Here is a 20,967-nt window from a genome sequence, read left to right as displayed (position 1 = left end):
ACCGCTCGAAGGAGAGAATATGGAAACTGAAAAATTGATCGAAAAAATCGTCGCGCTTTTGGCGGCGCATAAGTGTCAAAACATCGTCGTGATCGACGTTAAGGATAAGACGGACGTCGCCGAAGCTTTCGTCGTTTGTTCGGCGCGCAATCCGAACCTCGGAAGGGCCGCTTACGACGAGACGACGGGAAAACTCGAAGAAGAGGGGATCTACGCTTCCCGTGCGGACGGCTTGAAAGACGGAAGATGGATCGTCATCGATTACGATCGCGTGATCGTCCATATTTTCCACACGAGTATGCGCGATCTTTATCAATTCGAGAAACTTTGGGCAAACGCAGACGGAAGCAACGTGACCGCCGTGGCGGACGAATAATTTCTTCTTTTCCCCGCATACTGCTCCTATGACGGTTATTTTGGGAGCGATCCTTTCCCTCGCGGCGGCGGTTTCGCCGTCTTTCGGAAAGGTGGAAGGGATAAAAACGTATTTGATCTTTCAAGGAGCAGACGAAGCGATCGTCGCGGTCGTTCCCGAAGCGTTTTCGAGCTATGAAGAAAAGAGAGCGGCTTTTGAAAATGCCGCGAAGACTTTTTCGAAAGCGCTCGAAAGATCGGTCGTTTTGACGGATGATTCCCTTTCTTTCGCGGCGATCCGTCGCGTCGAAAGACGAGGAAGGTCGAGCGACGAAAGGTATCTTATAAAGCGCATTCGGAAGATCCGATCGAAATGCTTCGTTTCCCGCTTGGGCGCATAGTGACGAAAGAAGGTGACGCGCCTTCTTTTTTTTATTCGACGGCTTGCGCCTTTTCGGTCGTTCGTTTATAATAGGTGCAGGTGATACTATGCCGTTTTTACCCGTAACGAAAGAAGAATTGAATGGGGAACAGCCCGATTTCGTTTTGGTTTCCGCCGACGCGTACGTCGACCATCCCTCTTTCGGTCACGCGATCATTGCGCGCCTGATCGAGCGGGAAGGCTTTTCCGTCGCAGTCCTCGCGCAACCGCAAAACGATGCGGATTTTACCCGTTTCGGCGAGCCGAAGATCGGCTTTATGGTTTCGGGCGGCGTCGTGGACAGTATGGTGAATAATTACACCGTCGCGAAGATTCGCAGGACGACGGACGTGTACAGCGAGGGCGGCGAGTTCGGGAAAAGACCCGATCGCGTCGTGACTGTCTATTCGAACGCGTTGAAGCGCCTGTATCCCTCGGTTCCGGTCGTCATCGGCGGGATCGAAGCGAGCCTGCGCCGTTTCGCCCATTACGACTATTGGGCGGACGAAGTCATGCCCTCGATCCTTTTGTCGTCCAAGGCGGATCTTTTGATGTACGGAATGGGAGAGCGCCCGCTTTGGGATCTTTTGCGCCTCGTGAAAAAAGGCGTTCCGCTATCTTCGATCAAAGACGTTCGCGGGACCTGTTACGCCGCCGAGTTTTCCCGTCTTTCCGAAAAAACGCAAACCTTTTTGAAAGAACACGCGCGCTTTTGTCCCTCGTTCGAAGAGGTCAAAGAAAGTAAAGAAAAGTACGCGAAAGCCTTCAAACTTCAATCCGAAAACAGCGACTATATTACGGGCGAGACCCTCGTCCAAAAACACGGCGACCGTTACGTTATCCAGAATCCTCCGCAAAAACCGTTGACGACGGAGGAGATGGACCTCGTCTATTCCTTGCCTTTCATGCGGACGTATCATCCGTCGTATAAAAAAGGCGTGCCTGCGATCAAGGAAGTGAAATTTTCGATCAGTTCGGTGCGCGGATGCTTCGGGGAATGCAGTTATTGCGCATTGACTTTTCATCAGGGAAGGAGGGTGCAGAACCGCTCGGAAGAATCGATCTTGAAAGAAGCGGAAAGCTTTACGAAGGATCCCGAATTCAAAGGATATATTCACGACGTCGGCGGACCGACCGCCGATTTTTACGGAGACGCCTGCGATAAGCAAAAGACGCTCGGCGCTTGCAAAAACAAGCGTTGCATCGGGTATTCCCGTTGCCCGAATCTCAAAGTTCATCACGGCGAATATCTGCATTTGCTTCGTTCGCTTCGAGCGGTCAAAGGCGTCAAAAAGGTATTCGTCCGAAGCGGCGTTCGTTTCGATTACATAATGTACGACGAGGATAAAACCTTTTTCAAAGAGCTCGTCGAGCATCACGTCAGCGGTCAACTCAAAGTCGCGCCCGAGCATTGTTCCGAGAAAGTTTTGTCCTATATGAACAAACCTTCTTTCCAAACCTATCTGAAATTCAAGCAGGAGTATGAGAAAATCAATAAGGAGATCGGAAAAGAGCAGTATCTCGTTCCGTACTTCATTTCTTCTCATCCGGGATCGACCTTGAACGACGCGATCGAGCTCGCAGTCTATCTGCATTCGATCCATTCCGTCCCGGAGCAGGTGCAGGATTTTTATCCGACGCCGTCCACGAGATCGACCTGCATGTACTACACGGGCTTGAACCCGGACGATATGAAACCCGTCTACGTCCCGAAATCGCGAGAGGAAAAGCGCGAGCAGCGCGCCCTTTTGCAGTACGGGAGACCCGAGAATTACGAACTCGTGTACGCCGCGCTCGTCAAAGCGGGTAGGACGGATCTGATCGGGAACGGACCGCAGTGTCTGATCAAGCCGAGAAAGGACAGAAAGCCCGCTTCGGAAAGAAAGACGGGCGCGTATGCGTACTCCGGTGCGTACTCCGGCGCGAAGCCGAAGCAAAGCGGAAATCCGTACTCCGCGAAGAAAAAATCGGCTCCGAGCGCGTATCGCGCGCCCAAAAAGAAAGGGGATCGCTGATCCGCTCTTTTCGTTTTCGAATATCATATTTTTCGCCGCTCGATAATAGGAATAGTCGAGCGGTTTTTTTTCGTATCCGACGTCAAACGTTTATTTTTGCCGTTTTTCGCGATTATTACCGATAATTCCGCTCTCGAAAACCTTTATCGTAGCGAGGTGGGATATGTTCTTCGTCGTAAAAAAGAAAAATCTGATCCAAGCGTTTTTGCTTTTGATCGTCTTTGCGACCTGCGCCGTTTGCCTGAATTTCGTAAACGTTAACGAGACGGTCTTCGCGCATTCCGACAAAAAACTGCCGGTGTATCGCGTGGACGTCGGAGAAGAAAAGAAAATCGCGATCTCTTTCGACGCGGCTTGGGGCGCGGATAAGACGAGGAGGATCGTCGATCTCCTTACGGAGCGCAATTTGAAAGCGACCTTCTTTCTCGTCGGCTTTTGGGTGGACGCGTATAAAGAAGAAGTCGCCTATATCGCGGATCACGGAATGGAGATCGGAAATCATTCGAGATCGCATCTTCATATATCCGCGCTTTCTCCCGATAAGCTCAAAGCGGAAGTCGACTTTGTTAATTCCGCCGTCCGAACGATAACGGGCATAACCCCTCGGGTGTTCCGCGCACCGTTCGGGGAGTATGACGACCGATTGATCTCCTATGTGGAAAGCATCGGGATGATCCCCGTTCAATGGGACGTGGACAGCTTGGACTGGAAAGGGATATCGGGGAAGGAGATCGCGCAAAGGATCACTTCCAAAGTGAAAAACGGTTCGATCATCCTTTGCCATAACAACAGCGATCATATCCTCGACGCGCTCCCGACCGTCCTCGACGATCTTGTAAGCCGCGGCTTTACCTTCGTCACGATGAGCGAGCTACTGTATTCGACCGATTACTTTATCGACGCGCAAGGCGTCCAACACTTAAACAAATAGGAGGCATTATGAATTACGAAGAAATGAACAACAATCGAGTTACTTTGACGGGAAAGGTCGCAGAGGAAGCGAGATTCAGCCACGAGGTTTTCGGCGAAGGGTTTTACGAACTCAAACTCGAAGTCCCGCGCCTGTCGTCTCAAACGGATCTTTTGCCGATCACCGTTTCCGAACGCTTGCTATCCCGTTACGACGCGTCGATCGGGTCGGTCCTGACCGTCGTCGGGCAGTTCAGAAGCTATAACAAACTCGACGAAGAACGCAGTCGATTGATGCTGACGGTTTTCGTCCGCGATATCGTCGAATTCGACGAGGAGACGAATCCGAATTCGATCGAACTCGAAGGATATATCTGTAAGCCGCCTTTGTATCGGACGACGCCCTTCAAACGAGAGATCTGCGATCTGCTTCTCGCCGTGAATCGCGCCTATAATAAATCCGATTACATCCCTTGCATCGCTTGGGGAAGAAACGCCAGGTTCGTAAACGGGCTCGGCGTCGGAGAGAGGATCTCCGTCCTCGGAAGGATCCAAAGCAGGGAATATCAAAAGTTGCAGGAGGACGGGTCGTATCGGACGAAAACCGCCTACGAAGTCTCGATCAGTCGGGTGATCGCGCTTTCCTCGGAGACCGAAGTCCGACAGGCAAATTAATAAAATACGGCGGCGGCTCGATCCGAAAGGGGCGAGCCTTTTTTTACGCTTTACAAAAGATAGGTAAAATGCTATACTTTATTTTATGGAAGAAATCTCGCAAGTTATTGAAAATTATGATAAAGTCCTCTCGGACGTTCGAGCGCGTTCCTCGGGGAAAGCCGCGCTGGTTCTCGCGTCCAAGACGGTGGATCAAAGCGTTTTGAAAGCGCTTGCCGAAGCGCGCCCCGGCGTCGTTTACGGCGAAAACAAAGTTCAGGAACTTCTTTCGAAGTATTTCGAGAAAGAGGGTCTCGTTTGGCAGTTTATCGGCCGTTTGCAGACGAATAAAGTAAAATATATCGTCGATAAGGTCGACTTGATCCAATCGGTCGATTCTCTTCGCTTGGCGGAAGAGATCGAGAAGCGCGCCGCGAAGATCGGTAAGGTGATGAACGTTTTGATCGAAGTCAACGTCGGAAACGAAGAGAGTAAAGGCGGCGTGTCGGAAGAGGAGCTTTTTCCTTTGTTATCCGAGATCGAAAAGATGCCGCATTTGAAGGTCAAGGGGCTGATGAGCGTTTTGCCGAACGCGGAAGAGGGTGAATTGCTCCCTCTGTACGCGCGTTTGCGCGAGCTTTTCGAGAAAGCCAAAGAGATCGAAGCGGAGAATTTCGACGTCACGATCCTTTCCGCGGGGATGAGCGGCGATTATCCGATCGCGCTTGCGAACGGAAGCAATATGGTCAGGGTCGGCAGCGCGGTTTTCGGCGCGCGTTTTTACGCAAAATAGGAGGAAACTATGGCGGACAGATGGGATTATTTCGATAAAAACGACAGAAACGAGTCTTCGCGTTCGCGCCTTTTCGAAGGGTTGAACGACGAGAATCCGCGTTCTTCGCGCGACAGGGGCGAAGATCCTTTTTCTTCGCGCAGGCAAAACTCCGATTATCAAAGGGACTTCGACGAGTATCGCGCTCCGCGACAAACCGAGGATAAAAGACCCTCTTACGGCGATGAGTACGGCGGTCTCGGAAACGTTACGATCTGCGCGCCCAAGAGTTATAAAGACGTTCAGGAAATGATCGAGAAACTCGCGAGGAAAGAGTCGGTCATCGTCAATCTCGAAGGGGTGGACGGCGCTTCGGCGCAGCGCGTTTTGGATTTTCTGAGCGGAGCCTCTTTCGCGCTCGGCGGCAGTATGCGCAGGATCAAGGAATTTACCTTTTTGATCACTCCGGCGGGGACGGGGATCACGGATTCGGGCGATGGTTATTTTAATCGTTGACGTTTTGATCGTCGCCGCGCTGCTTGCGGGCGACCTCATTTCCAAGCATTTCGCCGCGAAATATTTGCTGTCGGGCGACGGGTCGTATGAAGCGATCAAAGGCGTTCTGACCTTTCGTTACAGCGAAAACACGGGCGCGGCGTTCGGTATTTTCAGCAATTCGAGGATCTTTTTATGCGTTCTCGTCGGCATCGTCGTCGCGGGGATCGTTGGCTTTATGGCGTATCATCTCGTGAAAAAGAAGTACAAGGAAAAAGGCGGCGTCCTTCTTCACGTCGCTTTGTCCTTTATCGTGGCGGGCGGGCTCGGTAATTTGATCGATCGGGCGATGCTCGGTTACGTCCGCGACTTTATCGACTACACGATCGTTTACACGCTTTTCAAACGAAACTTCGCGATCTGCAACCTCGCCGACGTGTTTTTGACCTTCGGCGTCATTATGCTCGTCGTCTACTTGATCATCTTTTACGCGGAAGATACGAAGAAAAGAAAAGAAACCGCAGAGGTCCTCCCGTCGGATTCGCCTGCTTCGGAAGGCGACGCGAAAGATTCGGGCGAGGTCGACGGTGACGAAAAAGAAATGTCCGACGATTTGATCGCAAGCGATTCGGAAAGAGGGGAAAATGGATCGGGAATGTAAGGTCGAGACGAGCGGTGAAAGGTTGGACGTTTATCTGTCAGCCGCGCTTGAAAAGACTCGCTCTTCGATCGCGAAAGCCGTGGAAGACGGGCGCGTTCTTTTGAACGGGAAACCCGTTTTGAAATGCGGAGTAAAGCTCTCCGTGGGCGACGTCCTTTCCGTCTCGATCCCGGACGCGAAGCCGATCGAAGCGAAAGCGGAAGATCTTCCGATCGAGATCGTCTACGAGGATTCCTCTCTCGCCGTCGTCAATAAACCGCAGGGAATGGTCACGCATCCCGCGGCGGGTTCTCCGGACGGGACGCTCGTAAACGCGCTTTTATATAAGATCGGCGATCTCAGCGGCATAAACGGAGAGATCCGACCGGGCATCGTCCATCGCTTGGATAAGGACACTTCGGGGCTTCTCGTGATCGCGAAAAACGACGCGGCGCATCTCTCTCTTTCGGAGCAGATATCCTCTAAAAAAGCGTTGCGCTACTATTATGCGCTCGTCGAGGGGAATATCGCGGAAGACGAAGGAATCATCGATAAAAAGATCGGAAGAAGCAAAAAGGATCGAAAGAAAATGGCGGTGACCGAGGAAGGAGGCAGGAGAGCCGTGACCCTGTTTAAGGTCATTGCCCGTTTTCAAAAATACACCCTTGTGGAATGCGAACTCAAAACGGGGCGAACGCACCAAATCCGCGTCCATATGAAAAGCATCTCGCATCCCGTCGTCGGGGATAAAACCTACGGAAAAGCAAATGAAAAACTCGCGCCTTACGGGCAACTCTTACACGCGCACAAACTCGTCCTCTTTCATCCGGTGACGGGAGAAAAAATGACGTTCGAAGCGCCGCTGAACGCCGCGTTCGCCGCCGCGCTTCAAAAACTCGGTTTCGAGGGAAAACTCTGATTTCAGACGGATAGTTCCGAATGGGGATCGGGCTTGACTACGACGGTTTTATAATCGTTGTAGATCACGAGCCCGATTTTTTTCGCGGGATGCCTGCGAACGTTTTTGCGGATCGTGTAATCGATCGCGACGTTTTCGTCCGAGCGTCTTTCGGAATAGTAGGCGGCGATCTCCGCCGCGCGGAGCAAGACTTCGTCCGGAACGGCTTTCTTCTCGGTCAGAATGACGACGTGCGCGCCGTGCGATTTCGCGGCGTGGAGCCAAAGATCGTTTTCTTTCGCCTCTTTGAAGGTCACTTCTTCGTTTTGCGCGCCGCCGCGACCGCAGAGGATCTTAAACCCTTCGCATAAAAACGCGTAATATTTCGGCAGGATCTTTTTCTCCTTTCCTTTGGTCTGCTTTTTTCGAATCAGACCCGCCGCGATCATTTCTTCTTCCGTGATCGAGACGTCTTCGAGATTCGTCGCAAGTCGGAGAGAAGAGAGCAGGGTCGCGAAGTATTCGAGATTCGCTTCGTTTTGTTCGAGCATTTGCGCGTTGATCTCTTTTCCGCGTTTGAGTTTCGCGTACTTTTTATAAAGCTTTTGCGCGTATGCGGAAGGCGAGAGCGCGGGGTCGAGGTCGACGGTTACGTTCTCGTTTTTGTAATAATCGTAGACTTCGACTTTCGTTTCGCGAGGCGCGATCTTGTATAAATTCGAAGTGATGAGTTCGGCTTTGATTCGGATCTCTTCCGCTTTTTCCTCTTCGCTGAGCTTTTTGAGGAGGATCGAAATGGAGTTTTTCGCTTTTTTGACCGCCGCGTTCAAGACGCGTTCGAGCTCTTTTGCTTTCGCTTTTACGCGCTGTTCTCTGTCGCATGCGGAGAATACTTCGTCCGCGCAATCGTTTAATCGCTCGCGTAGTTCGACCGCGGCGAACGCATAGCGATAGGGGAAGAAATCCGCTTTTTCGCCCGTTTTCAGAGTCGGGCAAAAGTATTTCGACGAATAGATGTCGGTAAATTCGAATGCGACTTCGGAAATCGTCTCGGGCGTAAGTCCGCCTCGCTTTTCCGCTTCGAAAAGGATTTGATCCGCGCTTGCTCCCGAAACGCCCGCCGTTTCTTTTACGAGGAAATCGCGGAAATTCCGATCGGTTTTTTCGAGCGCGTTTTTCAATCCTTCTTTGTCGCCGATGAAGACTTTGTTCTGTTCGGGCGGGAGATAGAAGGCGTTCGGCAGGATCTGCCTTTTTTGCTGCTCGTCCGGGACGAGCTTATGCAGCGAATCGAGAATGCGGCCGTCTTCGTTCAAAAGAATGAGGTTGCTGTAACGACCCATGAGCTCGCAAACGAGATAGAAGGTTTCATCGTCGAACATTTCGTTTCTGGATTGCAGAGTAAATCTGAGAATCCTGTCGTTCGCGAGGGTGGAGACGTTTTTGATGACGGCGGCTCCGACGTATTTTCGGAGAATCATGAGAAGAGGGGGCGCCGCATAGGGATTCTCTTTTTTCGTCGTCGTCAAATGGACGCGCGGAGAATTCGGATTCGCGCTGACGACCAATAAAAGATTGGTTTTTCCGTTGAAAACGCTGAGTGTGATCTCGTCCTTCTCGGGCTGGCAGATCCTTCGTATTTTCCCGCCTGCGAGCGTGTTGTTCAGTTCGCGGGCGAGGGCGTTTAGCGTAATGAAATCGCTTGGCATATCGTTATTGTAGCATAGGAGAATGCTTTATTTCAATCATTATTTCCCTTTCCGTCTTGCGTTGCGCGCTCGGTTTTCGATGGATAAAAGAGTGTTCTTTCGGAAGATTTTACCCTTGATCGGTCAAATTGCTTGCGCGCATAAATATATTTATGTTAGTATATACCTGCAATTATTTACGGAGGAATTACCTAATGAGCAACAATACATTGAAAGTAACCGTTAAAATCGGCGCGCAAACGAAAGATTTCGACCTCGCTTACACCGTCGAAAAGTCCGACAATTTGACCGAAGTTTATGCCTTCACCGTTGAAGGCGAAGCTTGGAAAGCGTTTGAAGAACTTGCGTATATCCAAAATAAAGGTAAGTTCAACATCGTCGGATTCAGAAAAGGACACGCTCCCAAATCGGTTATCGAAAATACCTACGGAAAAGACGTTTTCGTCTCCGACACCGAAGAAGTCGCCGTGAACGAAGTCTATAACGCTTTGATGGAAAGCAAGACCGTCGACTACGCGAAGCTCGCGATGCGTCCCGCGCTTGACGTCTCCGCTCTCGAAAACGGAAAAGTTTCGTTTAGTTTGACCGTCGCGTATATGCCTTCCGACGTCGAAATCAAATACACCGGTCTCGAAATCCAAAAGGTTTTGCCGGACGTGGACGGCGCGGTCGAGCGCGAAGTCGCCGCCGCTCGCGACAGAGCGGGCTTTTGGGAGGTCGTCGATCGCGAAGTCAAGAACGGCGATCAGATCAACCTTGATTACAGCGGCTCGATCGACGGCGTCAAGTTCGACGGAGGCACCGCGGAAAAGCAAGATCTCGTGATCGGAAGCGGCGCGTTCATCCCCGGTTTCGAAGATCAACTCGTCGGCGCGAAAGCGGGCGAGGAAAGAGACGTCAAAGTCACTTTCCCGGGAGATTACGGCGCGAAGGATCTCGCGGGTAAAGAAGCGGTCTTCGCTTGCAAAGTGAACACCGTTAAAGAGAAGAAACTCCCCGAGTTGGACGATGATTTCGCGAAAGACGTCAGCGAATTCGACACCCTTGAAGCTTATAAAGCGGATATCCGCAAGAAAGCGGAAGAGCGCGAAACCAAGAACGCCGAGATCGCGACCTCGAACCGCATCGTCGAAGCTTTGATCAAAAACAACTCGATCGAATTGTCTGCCGCGCTCATCGACCAAAGAGCCCAGAATATGCTTGCGGATATGCGCCACAATATGGAAAGCCAAGGCATTCCTTTCGCGACCTATTTGAAGTATATCGGGAAGACCGAGCAGGATCTGATCGACGGCTATAAAGCCGAAGCGAAAGATCGCGAAACGACCCGCTTTATTATGAATCACATCGTCGAAAAAGAGAACATCCAAGTTACCCAAGCGGATTTCGAAGCGGCGATCGAAGTCAGAGCGGCTTCCGCGGGTAAAAAGACCGGCGATTACAGAAGAAATATGAAGCAAGACGAAGCCGATTATATCCTCAACACCCTTATGACGGATAAGATTATCAAATTCCTCTCCGAACATAACGATTTGAAGGAATAGAATTCGGTTTTTTGCCAATAAATTAAAAGCATAAGGAGATAGACAAGTGGAAGATAAGAAGATCAAAAATATTATTCCATACGTTATCGATCAAACGAACAGGGGCGAAAGACAATACGACATTTACTCCCGTTTGCTTGAAGACAGGATCATTTTCCTTTCGGGCGCGATCGATTCCGACACCGCAAACAGCATTATCGCTCAAATGATCTATCTCGAAGCGAAAGATCCTTCGAAGGACATCTGCCTTTATATCAACAGCCCGGGCGGCTCCGTTTCGGACGGGCTCGCGATCTACGACACGATGAATTATATCAAGTGTGACGTAAACACGATCTGCATCGGTAACGCGATGAGTATGGGCGCGCTTCTTCTTTCCGCGGGAACGAAAGGAAAGAGATTCGCGCTTCCGAACGCGGATATTATGATCCACCAAGTTCTCGTTTCGGGCGGAATCAGCGGTCAGGCGACGGACGTCGCGATCTATACCGATCATCTTTTGAGGACCAAAGAAAAATTGAACCGTATTTTGTCCGAGCGCACCGGGCAACCCTATGAAAAGGTTTGCAACGACACGGAAAGGGATAATTTTATGAGCGCGGAAGAAGCCCTTCAATACGGTTTGATCGACAAGATCTATTATAACAGATAAAGCGCGAATCATTTAGGAGTGGGAAAAGAGTGAAAATAGAAGAAGGAAACAGATGTTCTTTTTGCGGAAGAGCGGATAAAGACGTTAAGCGGATGATCGGTTCGGAGAGCGGCGCGTATATTTGCGATGAATGCGTGCGTCTCTGCTCCGATATTTTGCAGTCCGAACAAATCGAAGAGCCCGCCGCGGAAAGAGATGTGCTCCCCACGCCGAAAGAGATCAAAGAGAAGTTGGATGAGTATATCGTCGGTCAGGAAGAAGCGAAAAGGACGCTTTCCGTCGCGGTGTACAATCACTATAAGCGGATCGACAAGAATATGGACGCATCGGACGGCGTCGTCCTCGAAAAGAGCAACGTCCTGCTGCTCGGACCCACGGGAAGCGGAAAAACTCTTCTCGCCAAGACTCTTGCGGGTATTTTGAAAGTCCCGTTTGCCGTTGCGGACGCAACGACGCTTACCGAAGCGGGTTACGTCGGCGACGACGTGGAGAATATCCTTTTGAAATTGATCCAAGCGGCGAATTACGACGTGAAACTCGCGGAAAGAGGCATCGTCTATATCGACGAGATCGACAAGATCGCGAGAAAGGGGGAGAACGTCTCTATCACGCGCGACGTCAGCGGAGAAGGGGTGCAACAGGCGCTTTTGAAGATCATCGAAAGCACGGTTGCCAGCGTCCCCCCGCAGGGCGGCAGAAAACATCCGCAGCAGGAATGCATTCAAATCGACACGACGAATATCCTCTTTATTTGCGGAGGCGCGTTCGTCGGACTCGATAAGATCGTGGAAAAGAGAAAAGATACCTCGTCGCTCGGATTCGGCGCGGCGGTTTCCGTCAAGGCGGAGCATAGTTACGCGGATATGATCAAAGACGTCCAACCGGACGATCTCATCAAGTTCGGTTTGATCCCCGAATTCGTCGGCAGAGTGCCGATCGTCGTCGGACTGAACGCCTTGGACGAAGAAGCGCTCGTAAAGATCCTTACCGAGCCGAAAAACGCGCTTACGAAGCAGTATAAGAAGCTTTTCGGTTTCGATCACGTCGAACTTGATTTTGACGATGATGCGATCAGAGAGGTTGCGAAAAAGGCGATCGAACTCAAAACGGGCGCGAGAGGTCTTCGCTGTATTTTGGAAGACGTTATGCTCGACGTTATGTTCGATCTTCCGGGGAATGCCGACGTGGAAAAGGTTGTTATTACTTCCGATTCCATAAAGAAAGCCGCGCAACCGACGATCATTTATAAGCGTTCCGCGTAACGATCGGAGTACGAATGATGAACGAAAACGTTATTGCTTTAAGCGAGAATGACTCACTCAAAGATTTTTATCCGGTTTTGATCGGTTTTAAGAAAGCGATCCTTCCCGATAACGACGTCGGTTTGAATATCGACAAGCGTATGTACGACGACAAGTATGCCGCCGTCCTTTTGCCGGGGACTTCGTTCGTCGCTACGGACGATCTTTCCGCAGAGGAGAAAATCGGGACGCTCGTTACGATCAATCGAACCGTTCCGAAGGGCGAAACGCAAGCCTTTTTCGGCCGCTCGATCACGCGCGTTCATTTGTTGGAGATCGCATTTTCCGATGATATTCCTTACGCGAAAATATCGGATTATCCTTACGAAAACGATTGCGATCAAGAGACCGCCGCGGCGTATGGCGAGCTGATTTCTTCGGGGATCAAAAAGCTCGGAACGGCGCAAAACGCGGAGAAGATCTATCGCGAGCTTCCGCCCTTTGACGAGAATGATGCGGATCGCTGGATCAATATGTACGGCGCCGCGTTTCACGCGATCGATCCGAACGATCTCTTTTACGCGAAGCGGACGAGCGAACGCCTTGAAAAGGTCGCCGTCGCGATCGGCGTCCAACTCGATCAATCCAAAATTCGCGACGAGATCGAGCGCAAAGTTCAGGAAAATATCGATAAGAGTCAAAGAGAATATTATCTTCGCGAAGAACTGAAAGTCATCAACGAAGAGCTTTACGGCGGTGACGACGAAGAGGAAAAATATACGCAGGCGATCGAAGAATTGAACGCTTCCGACGAGGTAAAAGAAAAGCTCAAAAAGGAGCTTTCCAAGATGCTCTCGCTTCAAACGGGCAGCCCCGAAAGTTTCGTTTGCAAAAATTATATCGACACCGTTCTCGCGCTTCCGTGGGGTAAGTTCAGCGAAGAGACCGTCGATATTGAAAAAGCTCGCCGAATTTTGGATGAAGATCATTTCGGTATAAACGACGTTAAAGAGAGAATTATCGAATATCTCGCCGTTCATGCGCTCGGAAAGGGCGAGACGACGAATATTCTTTGTCTGGTCGGACCTCCGGGCGTCGGTAAGACTTCGATCGTCGCGTCTATCGCGCGCGCTCTCGGAAGAGAATACGTTCGCGCGAGTCTCGGCGGCGTTCACGACGAGGCGGAGATTCGCGGTCATCGCCGCACCTACATAGGCTCTATGCCCGGCAGGATCATTGCCGGGATCAAAAAGGCGGGGACGTCTAATCCCGTCTTCTTGCTCGACGAGATCGATAAACTCGGCGCGGATTATAAGGGCGACCCTTCGAACGCGCTTCTTGAAGTCTTGGATCCGAAGCAAAATTCCACCTTTCAGGATCACTATATCGATCTTCCGTTCGACCTTTCCAAGGTTATGTTTATAACGACGGCGAATTCGCTTTCGACGATGTCCCGCCCGCTTTTGGACAGGATGGAGATCATCGAGCTCGGCAGTTATACGCCCGAAGAAAAAACCGTGATCGCTCAAAAGTTCTTGCTTCCGAAAGCCCTTAAAAATCTCGGGCTCGAAGAAGGAAGCGTGACGTTGACGGACGGAGCGATCGCCGCTATGATCGAGCATTACACGCGCGAAGCCGGCGTTCGTAAGCTCGAACAGTTGATCGGAAAGATCCTTCGTAAGTTTGCGGTCAAAGCCGTCGAGGGCGAAAAGACGCTTACCGTTGAAGAAAAAGACCTCGAAACCTATCTCGGGATTCCGCGTTTTTCGGACGACGAGATTTTGAAATCGGATCGCGTCGGCGTCGTCCACGGGCTTGCTTGGACGGAAAACGGCGGCGAAATGTTGGACGTCGAGTGCAGCGTCATCAAAGGAAAAGATAAAAAGATCGTTACCGGAAATCTCGGGAACGTTATGAAGGAATCCGTGGAGATCGCGATCGCGAACGCTCGAAAAGAGGTGATCCGTTCCTCTCTCGGAGACGGAGACCTTTCGGAAAAGGACGTCTTCATCCATTTCCCCGAAGGCGCGGTTCCGAAAGACGGACCGTCCGCGGGCGCGGCGATCTCGACCGCGGTCTATTCCGCGCTGACGAATCAAACCGTGCGCGGGGATTACGCGATCACGGGCGAGATCACGCTTCTCGGTCGCATTACGCCGATCGGCGGCGTTAAGGAAAAGTGTCTCGCCGCGCTTCGAAACGGGATCAAGAATATTATTTTGCCGTCGGGGAACGAAAAGGACGTAAAAGATATCCCCGAAAATCTTCGCGAAAAGATCAAGTTTTGTTACGTTAACGAGATCCGCGAAGTTTATTCTTTATTGATAAAATGATCAGAATTCTTTCCGCCGAGTACGAAACGAGCGTCGTCCAAAAGAAAATCTATCAGGAGAAAGTTCCCGAGATCGCGATCGCCGGACGTTCTAACGTCGGAAAGTCTTCTTTTATCAATATGCTGACGAATCGCAAAAAACTTGCGAGATCGTCTTCCGAACCCGGTCGCACGAGAATGTTGAATTATTTCAATATCAACAAAGGCGAGTTTTATCTCGTCGATCTTCCGGGCTACGGTTACGCGAAGGTGACGGACAAAGAGAAAGATTCTTGGAAGGAGATCATCGAGTTTTATCTCCGCGAATCGAAAGCGTTGAAACACGTCGTCTTGCTTGTCGATATCCGCCACGATCCGAGCCCTTTGGATCTTTCTCTCGCCGAATATTTTCGCTATTACGATCTTCCGTTTACGGTGGTCGCGACGAAAGCCGATAAACTTTCGAAAATGAATCGCAAAGCCGCCGCAAAAAAGATCGCGGACGCTTTTTCTCTTCCGGTCTCTGACGTCTTCGTCGCTTCTTCTTTCTCCGGTGAGGGCAGAAACGAGCTTCTTTCGCATCTTTCCGATCTTTTGCAAGCGGACTGATTTTTTTCGTTTTTAATTCAGAATTCCGTTTTTTCACGTTTGACGACCTCTTTTCATATAATTCAATAGTGAAATAAAAAGGAGGTAATTCTATGTCTTTTTCTAACAATGTTCGACCCGATCGCATGCCGGGGCCGATCGTTGGAAACGCCGTAAACGGGCTTTGCGAAAAGGTTTGCATCGAAGTCAAGAAGGTTTTTGACGCCTGTATCAAGCAAGAAACGTTATCCGATCAAGTGGTCGCGCTTCAAAGCACGACGCCCGCGGAGGTTTCGGAGCCGTTCGCGTTCGTCTCGGCGCGAAGCTCTTCTTCGACGGGCACCGTCTCCGATCTCGTCGTTACGCCGGCGAGTGAAAGCCCGGGTTGCAGTCGCGTTCAGGCGAACGTGACGATCCCGCTTCAAGTCGCGTTTACGGACGCGAACGGAACGCAGGCGACCGGAGTTTCGAGCCTTACGCTTTCTCGCGACGTCCTGCTGCGCGTTCCCGAACCTTCGGTAATCCCGTATGAGATCGTCGCGGTCGTAAACGCGGTATCCGCGGAAGGGTCGTATCTTTCGGACGGTCAGTTCGAGATCACGCTTTGCGTAACGGTCATTTTGAAAGTCGTGATGGACGTCGAACTTTTGGTCCCGTCTTACGGGTATTGCTACATACCGCCTTGTCAGGAGTATCAGGAGGAGATCTGCGAAGGGTTTTTCGATCTGCCGCTTTTTCCGAGATAACGTCAAAGCGTTTGCCCGCGCGCTTCAAAAAACTTGTAAAACGCGCGGGTTTATGCTATGATTAAACTATGATTTATTCTATCTCCGATCTGCATCTCGGGAATAACGTGGACAAGCCGATGGACGTTTTCGGCAAAAAATGGGAAGGGCATTTCGATAAGATCAAAAAGGATTGGATCGAAAAGGTTTCGGAAGAAGACGTGGTCTTGATCTCCGGCGATATTTCTTGGGGAATGACGCTGGAAGAGGCGAAGCCCGACCTTTTTTCGATCGCCGAACTTCCCGGAACGAAAATCCTTTTGAAAGGGAATCACGATTATTGGTGGCAGTCGATCGGAAAGGTGCGGGGTATTCTCCCGCAAACGATGCGCGCGATCCAAAATGACGTGATCCGCGTCGGAAAGTATTTGTTTTGCGGTTCTCGCGGTTGGACGCTCGAATTCGAGACCGAAGAAGACGAAAAGATCTATCACCGCGAGCTTTTAAGGTTGGAGCTTTCTTTGCAAGCGATGCAAAAAGAGAGAAAAGAGGGCGACGTCGTGATCGGCATGGCGCATTATCCGCCTTTTCTCGTAGATCGCCAACCGACGGACGTTACGAAATTGTTTTCCGCGTACGGGGTCGAAAAAGTCGTGTACGGGCATTTGCACGGGAATTCCTATGCGAAAAGGCAGGTCTATATCGACGGAACGACGTATTATTTGACGAGCTGCGATCTCGTCGATTTCTCTTTGATTCCGATCTCCGAATAAATATCCATTTTTGACCACTCGATCAGCAATCGCGCTTTCCGAAGACCGTGAAAGCGCGTTTTTTATAGTTGTTTTCTCGCATATTTTGATATGTTGAATCGCTTTTTGTTTTCTGCGATCCACTTTTGACCACGCCAGCGAATCAATATATTGTGTTTTTATAATTTGAAAAATACTATATATTGATATTTTTGAAGAAAAATAAAATTTTTTTAATTATTTTTCAAAAATAGTGGACGAAAGTGGATGAAAAGTGATATGATATGGACAAGGAGGAGTAGGTCTTTGAGGAGTATCATCACCGGCACCTATAATTATCAGATCGACCCGAAAGGAAGAGTACGCATCCCGGCAAGGATTAAAGAATTGCTCGGGCATAATCTTTCGATCGGCTACGGCGCCGGGGATTATCTTGTGGTCTATACCGAAGATATGATGGACAAGCTCTCCGAAAAGTACGCCGACCTCGAAGTCTTCGACGGCGACGCGTACGACAGCGTTCGTGAAATGTTTTCGAACATTTATCCGTTTACGGCGGATAGTCAGGATCGCTATCAGATCCCCCTTGCGATGCGTGAGCGCGTCGGTTTGAAAGACGAGATCGTCTTCGTCGGCGTCGTCAATAAGCTCGAAATATGGAGCGCCGAGAATTATTCGAAGAGAAGGGATAAGTCCGTTTCGCAATCCAATATGGCGGACTTCAAGGCTCTGAAATAATGGCTGAGTTCGCGCATATCCCCGTTATGGCGGAGGAGACCGTCGAAGGTCTCGCCGTCAAGCCGAACGGTGTTTATCTCGATTGCACCCTCGGCGGCGCGGGACACAGTTCTCGGATCTTAAAAAAGCTTACGTCGGGAAAACTGTATGCGGTCGATAAGGACGCGGACGCGTTGTCTTTCGCGAAAAGCGTGCTCGGCGACGGCGTTACCTACTTTCACGACGATTTCAAGAACGTGTTGAACGAGTGGGACGGAGACCCGTTGGACGGAATATTGATGGATCTCGGCGTTTCTTCCTACCAGCTCGACACTCCGAGCCGCGGCTTTTCCTACCGATTCGACGCGCCGCTCGATATGAGAATGGATAAAGATCGATCGTTTTCGGCGGAAAAGGTCGTAAACGAGTATTCGGAAAAAGAACTGACGGAGATATTTTTCAAGTTCGGCGAAGAACCGTATGCGAGAAAAATCGCCGCGAATATCGTAAAACAGCGGGCGATTTCTCCGATCAAGACGACGGGTGAACTCGTCGGGATCATCGAACGATCGATCCCGCCCAAAGTCCGTTACGGCGGTTCGCATCCCGCAAAACGCGTTTTTCAGGCGATCCGCATCGAAGTGAACGGAGAACTGAACGGGCTGTACGAAGCCGTCCTTCAAGGGATCAAACTATTGAAACCGGGCGGGCGGATCGCGGTCATTACCTTCCATTCGCTGGAAGACAGGATCGTGAAGCAGGCGATGAAATATGCGGAACTCGATTGCATTTGTCCGCCGAGGACGCCGATCTGCACCTGCGGAAAGGTCAGCGAAGTCGATATCGTGACGAAAAAACCGATCGTCGCGTCAACCGAGGAACTTGAACGAAACCCGCGAGCCAAAAGCGCGAAGCTCAGGATCGCGGAGAAAAAAGGAATACTGTAAAAAAGGAGGGAATAAGATGTTAGTGGCAAATCGTTACGATAGGTATTCGGACGCCGATATCGATTGCGGAAGAAATCGCGATCGCTATTCGTTTAACCGTGGGCGCGTCGACGCCGATCGTTTCGGCGCGGGTCGCTGTGAAGACCGCTATTCGGATTCTTATTACGAAAGCGAAAAGCTGCGTACTTCGGACGAAGACCGCAACAGACTTATGAACTCTCTCGAAAGAAGGTCGTCCAAGAGCCGTTTGGAGCGTTCGGATGAGGCGCGCTACGGGGCGTATCAGGCAAGCATGGAAGCGGCGGATAATAACTTCGACAGAATGTGGGACAGAAAACACGCGTCGGAGCAAAAGAAAGAAAAACGGATGATCAGCAAGAAAAAGATGCCGTTTGCGATCGCGTATATCGTTCTCGCCGTCGTGGCGATGATCGGGGTCACGCTTTCGCTCGTCGACTTCAAGGCGGAGTCCGTGAAAACGGCTAAAATGGCGTCGACGGGAACGGCGGTTTCCGCAAGCGCGGAAAATCAAGAGGATCCGAACGTCAGCGCCGCGGAAGAGCAACAAGCGAAAATCGGCGGTGAAACCTACGTTATGTTGAAAAACGGAGAGATCGCCGCGATCGAAATACCGGAGACCATTCAAAAAACCGAAGAGAAAGAAAAAGGATTCGACAAGTTCTGCACTTGGTTGAACGATCGCTTCGGAGGCTGACGGCAGTTGAGTTTCATATCACAATTTAAGATCAAAAGAAGGTTATTTGCGATACTTGCGCTGATAACCTTTATTTTTTTAACCGTATTCGGAAAACTTTTTTATTTGCAGATCGTCCAAGGTAAAACCTTGCAAGCCCGCGCGCTCGATCAATGGACGCGCGACGTTCCTTTGAAAGCCGTTCGCGGAAATATCACCGATCGAAACGGTGTCGTTCTCGCCGGATGCAACACGACCTATACGCTGTACGTCAGACCGAATTCGACGACTTCCTCGGATCAGACGGCGCGCGCGATTTCCGACGTCCTCGGAAAGGATTTTTCGTCTATCCGTGAGAAAATATCGAAACGCGGCGTTTCCGAAATCACGGTTGCGAAAAAAATCTCAAAAGAAGAGATGCGCGCTTTGAAAGACAGCGGCGCGGACGGAATGTATTTCAGCCGCGACGTCCAACGCTATTACAAATTCGGAAATTATATGTCGCAGCTCATGGGATTCGTAAACGCGGACGGCAGGGGGCAGTCCGGACTCGAAGCGTATTACGACACATATTTGGCGGGGCAGGACGGCAAGGAACTGACGGAAACCGATCTCGTCGGGAAAGAGCTCAGCGGAAACGTCGAATATCTCCCCGCGACGGATGGATTGAACGTCTCTTTGACGATTGACGCGTATATTCAATTTTTCGCCGAAAACGCCGTAAATTCCGCGCTTTCGGAATATAATGCGAAAAGCGCGAATTGCGTCGTGATGAATGCGAAAACGGGCGAGATCCTCGCGATGGCGCAGGCGCCTTCTTTCGATCTGAATCATATCGACCGATCGAAAGTCGCGGCGTTATTCGAAAAAATGAAGTTGAACGCGATCTCCTCGGTCTATGAACCCGGATCGACTTTTAAGATCTTAACGACGGCGATTGCGCTGTCGCTCGGCGTGGTTAGCGAAAAGGATCGCTTTTATTGCACGGGCGGCAAGATCGTGGATGGGAAAAGAATCAAATGCTGGAAATCGATCGGGCACGGGAGTCAAACGTTCGCCGAGGGCGTGCAAAACAGCTGCAACTGCGTTTTTATGGAGCTTGCCGAGCGGATCGGTGTGGAGCGATTGTATTCCTACTTCGAAGCGTTCGGTTTGCGCGCCAAAACGGGCATCGATTTTACGGGGGAAACCTCTTCCATCCTCTTGAAAAAGGAATCGGTCAAACCCGTCGACGCGGCTCGTATCGGCTTCGGTCAGGCGATCGCGATCACGCCGATGCAGCTCGTCGCGGCGACTGCCGCCGCTGTAAACGGAGGTTCGCTCGTTACGCCGTATCTGCTGAAAAGCGTTTCGGATGAAAGAGGCAACGTCGTTTTGAGGAAGTATCCTTCGGTGAAACGAACGGTCGTTTCGAGTGAAACGAGCGGGATCGTTCGGAAGTTATTGAAGAACGTCGTTTCGCTGGGGAGCGGGAAGCTTGCCGGCGTCAGCGGTTATTCGATCGGCGGAAAGACGGGGACGGCGCAAAAGTACGCGGGCGGTGGAATCGCCGCAGGGAAATACGTCTCTTCGTTTATCGGGTTCAGTACGGTGGAGGATCCCGAGTACGTCGTCTATTTTATGGTCGACGAGCCCGAGGGGTATCGTTATTACGGGAGTTTGGTCGCCGCGCCTTACGTCGGACAGATCTTTTCAAGGATCTTCGATTATAAGGAGATTCGACCGACCGAGAGCGTTCAATCGCATACCTATTTCGAGATGCCGAACCTTGTAGGATTGCGCGCGGGCGAAGCGATCAAAACTTTGAATAAATTCGGGTTGACGTACGAGTTGACCGGGAGCGGCGGAACGGTCGTCGCGATGTATCCCGAAGCGGGTAAGACCGTAAACGAAAACACGATCGCTTGGATCGCGCTGTCGGAGGAATAG

21 protein-coding genes are annotated in these 20,967 nt (G+C 50.8%); 20 read left to right on the top strand and 1 reads right to left on the bottom strand.

Annotation, left to right across the window (positions count from 1 at the left end; translation table 11 throughout):
* Nucleotides 1-19 precede the first annotated feature (19 nt).
* The 9 genes from rsfS to K5753_06015 all read left to right on the top strand — a co-directional run bounded on the left by rsfS (nucleotide 20) and on the right by K5753_06015 (nucleotide 7,179).
* Nucleotides 20-376, top strand: a complete 357-nt coding sequence (rsfS, locus tag K5753_06055; protein ID MCR4726759.1) for a ribosome silencing factor — start codon at nucleotides 20-22, stop codon at nucleotides 374-376.
* 28 nt (nucleotides 377-404) lie between these two features.
* On the top strand, nucleotides 405-755 hold the full coding sequence (locus K5753_06050; GenBank protein ID MCR4726758.1) for a hypothetical protein: 351 nt from the start codon (nucleotides 405-407) through the stop codon (nucleotides 753-755).
* Nucleotides 756-843: 88 nt separating this feature from the next.
* Nucleotides 844-2,790, top strand: a complete 1,947-nt coding sequence (locus K5753_06045) for a YgiQ family radical SAM protein (GenBank protein ID MCR4726757.1) — start codon at nucleotides 844-846, stop codon at nucleotides 2,788-2,790.
* 163 nt (nucleotides 2,791-2,953) lie between these two features.
* The gene (locus K5753_06040; protein MCR4726756.1) at nucleotides 2,954-3,721 is read left to right on the top strand and encodes a polysaccharide deacetylase family protein; all 768 of its coding nucleotides are present in this window, start codon (nucleotides 2,954-2,956) and stop codon (nucleotides 3,719-3,721) included.
* 8 nt (nucleotides 3,722-3,729) lie between these two features.
* Complete coding sequence (locus K5753_06035; GenBank protein ID MCR4726755.1) at nucleotides 3,730-4,374, top strand: single-stranded DNA-binding protein; 645 nt, start codon at nucleotides 3,730-3,732, stop codon at nucleotides 4,372-4,374.
* Nucleotides 4,375-4,459: 85 nt separating this feature from the next.
* Nucleotides 4,460-5,146 (top strand): YggS family pyridoxal phosphate-dependent enzyme, encoded by a 687-nt coding sequence (locus K5753_06030; GenBank protein MCR4726754.1) that lies wholly within the window; start codon nucleotides 4,460-4,462, stop codon nucleotides 5,144-5,146.
* Between the two features lie 9 nt (nucleotides 5,147-5,155).
* On the top strand, nucleotides 5,156-5,641 hold the full coding sequence (locus K5753_06025; GenBank protein MCR4726753.1) for a cell division protein SepF: 486 nt from the start codon (nucleotides 5,156-5,158) through the stop codon (nucleotides 5,639-5,641).
* On the top strand, nucleotides 5,622-6,281 hold the full coding sequence (gene lspA, locus K5753_06020; protein ID MCR4726752.1) for a signal peptidase II: 660 nt from the start codon (nucleotides 5,622-5,624) through the stop codon (nucleotides 6,279-6,281). Before K5753_06025 ends, lspA begins: the two co-directional genes overlap by 20 nt.
* Nucleotides 6,265-7,179, top strand: a complete 915-nt coding sequence (locus tag K5753_06015) for an RluA family pseudouridine synthase (GenBank protein ID MCR4726751.1) — start codon at nucleotides 6,265-6,267, stop codon at nucleotides 7,177-7,179. The genes lspA and K5753_06015 overlap by 17 nt, the downstream gene beginning before the upstream one ends.
* Before the next feature lie 2 nt (nucleotides 7,180-7,181).
* Here K5753_06015 and K5753_06010 read toward each other — a convergent pair whose 3' ends face one another.
* Entirely contained in the window at nucleotides 7,182-8,867 is a 1,686-nt protein-coding gene (locus tag K5753_06010; GenBank protein MCR4726750.1) for an NFACT family protein, read from the bottom strand.
* Nucleotides 8,868-9,061: 194 nt separating this feature from the next.
* Between K5753_06010 and tig the strand changes: the two genes are divergently transcribed.
* The 11 genes from tig to K5753_05955 all read left to right on the top strand — a co-directional run bounded on the left by tig (nucleotide 9,062) and on the right by K5753_05955 (nucleotide 20,967).
* Nucleotides 9,062-10,411, top strand: a complete 1,350-nt coding sequence (gene tig / locus K5753_06005; GenBank protein ID MCR4726749.1) for a trigger factor — start codon at nucleotides 9,062-9,064, stop codon at nucleotides 10,409-10,411.
* Nucleotides 10,412-10,472: 61 nt separating this feature from the next.
* On the top strand, nucleotides 10,473-11,063 hold the full coding sequence (locus K5753_06000) for an ATP-dependent Clp protease proteolytic subunit (GenBank protein ID MCR4726748.1): 591 nt from the start codon (nucleotides 10,473-10,475) through the stop codon (nucleotides 11,061-11,063).
* A 29-nt stretch (nucleotides 11,064-11,092) separates the two neighbouring features.
* Nucleotides 11,093-12,325, top strand: coding sequence for an ATP-dependent Clp protease ATP-binding subunit ClpX (clpX, locus tag K5753_05995; protein MCR4726747.1), 1,233 nt, complete (start codon nucleotides 11,093-11,095; stop codon nucleotides 12,323-12,325).
* A gap of 17 nt (nucleotides 12,326-12,342) precedes the next feature.
* Entirely contained in the window at nucleotides 12,343-14,637 is a 2,295-nt protein-coding gene (gene lon, locus K5753_05990; protein ID MCR4726746.1) for an endopeptidase La, read from the top strand.
* Nucleotides 14,637-15,224 (top strand): ribosome biogenesis GTP-binding protein YihA/YsxC, encoded by a 588-nt coding sequence (yihA, locus tag K5753_05985; protein MCR4726745.1) that lies wholly within the window; start codon nucleotides 14,637-14,639, stop codon nucleotides 15,222-15,224. The genes lon and yihA overlap by 1 nt, the downstream gene beginning before the upstream one ends.
* Nucleotides 15,225-15,316: 92 nt before the next feature.
* Nucleotides 15,317-15,949: a hypothetical protein gene (locus K5753_05980; protein ID MCR4726744.1), complete on the top strand. Its 633-nt coding sequence runs from the start codon at nucleotides 15,317-15,319 to the stop codon at nucleotides 15,947-15,949.
* A gap of 68 nt (nucleotides 15,950-16,017) precedes the next feature.
* On the top strand, nucleotides 16,018-16,701 hold the full coding sequence (locus K5753_05975; protein MCR4726743.1) for a metallophosphoesterase: 684 nt from the start codon (nucleotides 16,018-16,020) through the stop codon (nucleotides 16,699-16,701).
* Nucleotides 16,702-16,986: 285 nt separating this feature from the next.
* On the top strand, nucleotides 16,987-17,418 hold the full coding sequence (locus K5753_05970) for a hypothetical protein (protein MCR4726742.1): 432 nt from the start codon (nucleotides 16,987-16,989) through the stop codon (nucleotides 17,416-17,418).
* A complete protein-coding gene (gene rsmH / locus K5753_05965) occupies nucleotides 17,418-18,344 on the top strand; it encodes a 16S rRNA (cytosine(1402)-N(4))-methyltransferase RsmH (protein MCR4726741.1) in 927 nt (308 codons plus the stop codon). Before K5753_05970 ends, rsmH begins: the two co-directional genes overlap by 1 nt.
* A 16-nt stretch (nucleotides 18,345-18,360) precedes the next feature.
* The gene (locus K5753_05960; protein ID MCR4726740.1) at nucleotides 18,361-19,059 is read left to right on the top strand and encodes a hypothetical protein; all 699 of its coding nucleotides are present in this window, start codon (nucleotides 18,361-18,363) and stop codon (nucleotides 19,057-19,059) included.
* Nucleotides 19,060-19,164: 105 nt separating this feature from the next.
* Complete coding sequence (locus K5753_05955; protein ID MCR4726739.1) at nucleotides 19,165-20,967, top strand: PASTA domain-containing protein; 1,803 nt, start codon at nucleotides 19,165-19,167, stop codon at nucleotides 20,965-20,967.

This window comes from Clostridia bacterium (assembly GCA_024685775.1).
GTDB lineage: Bacteria > Bacillota > Clostridia > Christensenellales > CAG-1252 > CAG-1252.
Note: the sequence above shows the minus strand (reverse complement) of the source record. Positions and strands in the feature narration are given on the sequence as shown.